The organism is Corallococcus aberystwythensis, from assembly GCF_003612165.1.
GTDB lineage: Bacteria > Myxococcota > Myxococcia > Myxococcales > Myxococcaceae > Corallococcus > Corallococcus aberystwythensis.
In genome coordinates this window covers 1-1,950 of record NZ_RAWK01000512.1, presented here as the reverse complement: position 1 = coordinate 1,950, position 1,950 = coordinate 1, and the positions used below count along the sequence as shown (strand labels likewise).

The window sequence follows — 1,950 nt, the reverse complement described above, 5'->3', positions numbered from 1 at the left end:
GTGTCCGCCGTGCCGCCCGCCCGCCCGTCGCACGGGGGCACCCACGCGCAATACGGGGTCGCTCCCGCGCCGCCTCCAGGCACCCATTCCCCCCCTCCGACGGGCACCCACGCGGCCTATGGGGGCGCGGCCGCGCCGCCGCCGCACGTGGCGGCGCCTCCGCCTCATTCGCCCGCCCCCGCGCGGCCTCCAGCGGCTCCCGTGGCCGCGCCGCCCGCGCCCGTGCACGCGGTGGCACCCGCGGCGCCGGTGCCTCCCGCCGATGCGACGGGCAAGGGGATGACGCCCGGCCAGCGCAAGGGGCTCGTCGTGGGCGGCGTGGGTCTGGTGCTCGCGGGGCTCGCGCTGGTGTTCCTGCTGCCCAAGGGCGGCGTGGAGGTGCGCAACGCCCAGGAGGGCGAGCGCGTCTACGTGTCCGGCGTGCTGCTGGAGCCGAGCAACGCCCTGCCAGAGGACGCCTCCGGCTGGCTCGTCTCCACGGCCGTGGAGGGCAAGCTGCACCGCTTCGGCAAGGTGCCGAAGTCGGAGCACATCGACCTGCGCACGCTCGCGGACGCCGCGCCCCAGGCGGATGCCCGGGGCACGCTCAGCGTCACCGGTGCCCAGGGTTGCCGCGTGGCGCTGGGCTCGCAGGTGCTCCAGGGCCAGACGCCGCTCGCCAGCCCCATGCCCGCGGGGCGCGAGTTCGAGGTGCGCGTCACCTGCGGCGGCAAGCCCGACGTCGTCCGCTGGGTGATGGCCGTGCCGGGACAGGGCGTCGCGCTGGACGTGCCCTGAGCCGGACGGAGTGACACGGGCCTGGGGCCGCCGCTCGGACGGCGCCCCTCCCGCCAGAGGCCGTGCGCGGTCTACAGCTTCTTCAGCATCAGCTCCTTGTAGGTCCCGTAGCCGGGCAGGTCCTCGCCGAGCGAGCCGTCCATCTTCGCGCGCAGGGTCATCGTGCCGCCCGCCAGGTCCAGCGCGAAGCCCGGGTCGTCCTTGTGCGCCAGCTGGATCGCCTTGATGCCGTCCCGCACGGCCTCCTTGCCGACATCGTCGTTACAGATGTTCTTCATGTCGTCGATGAGCCGGTCGAAGAAGCCGTTGGAGATCATCTGGATGGCGGCCACCGTGGTGAAGCTCGCCTCGTCGATGCTCACCTGGATGTCCGCGCCCCCCGCGGCCTCCTTCAGCTCCGCGATCTTCGGCGCGAGGTCGTTCGTCTTGAAGGAGGCCATTTCCTTACGTTCCGCGAGACCCATGGTGTCTTGCTCCGGGGGGTGTCCGAGCAGGAATGCCCGGAAAGAAGTGAAAACCTCGTAGACACACCGGCCGCGTGTCAAACGGGTGCATGGCGCTGTCACTTCTCAGCCACTGAGAATGCACGCCTCAGTCGTGGGTCCCGACGTGCAGGTCGCCATGACGCACGCAGACCCAGTGGAAGGCGCACGAGCACGCCACCGCGCGGGCGTGCGTGCAGCAGCGGCCGCCGAAGTCCTCGGGCAGGGGCTCACGCTCGGCGGGGGGCGGCTCGGGGAGCTCCCCGGACTCGCGCCCGTCGAACACCTCTCCGGCGGTGCCACGGCGCTCACAACCTCCACAGGCGTCGAACATGGACGGCCTCCTCGCTCAGTCTTGAACGAAGGTAGAGGAGGGGTCCGACATCACGGGTCGTGCGGGCGCGTCTGGCGCTCCGGGAGGAGGGAAGCGACGGCCAGGTGACGCTCGCGCCGCGCACCTTCCACGGGTGGACGGGAGCCGGGCCGCACGGCGGTCCGTGATCCCTTGCGGCGTTGGCCGGGGATTCGCATGGAACAGGGGTACACGTAGTTCCGGTCTTTCGGGGAGGACGCAGTCATGCGCAGACACCGCCGCATCATCGGGGTGTTCGGCTCCGGGACGGAGACCCACGCCGCGTGGGTCGTCCCCCTGGCGCGGTGGATCGCGGAGGCTGGGTTCGCCCTGCAAACC

At 72.1% G+C, this 1,950-nt stretch carries 2 protein-coding genes and 1 pseudogene; 1 reads left to right on the top strand and 2 read right to left on the bottom strand.

All coding sequences use genetic code 11. From position 1 onward, the window contains the following. Positions 1-777, top strand: a pseudogene (locus D7W81_RS41060) (serine/threonine-protein kinase); the annotation flags it as partial. Positions 778-848: 71 nt separating this feature from the next. Here D7W81_RS41060 and D7W81_RS41055 read toward each other — a convergent pair. Together D7W81_RS41055 and D7W81_RS41050 are read right to left on the bottom strand one after the other, a co-directional pair. Next, a complete protein-coding gene (locus tag D7W81_RS41055; protein ID WP_120560728.1) occupies positions 849-1,217 on the bottom strand; it encodes a hypothetical protein in 369 nt (122 codons plus the stop codon). Between the two features lie 151 nt (positions 1,218-1,368). Next, positions 1,369-1,593 (bottom strand): hypothetical protein, encoded by a 225-nt coding sequence (locus D7W81_RS41050; protein ID WP_120560727.1) that lies wholly within the window; start codon positions 1,591-1,593, stop codon positions 1,369-1,371. Between the last annotated feature and the right edge of the window lie 357 nt (positions 1,594-1,950).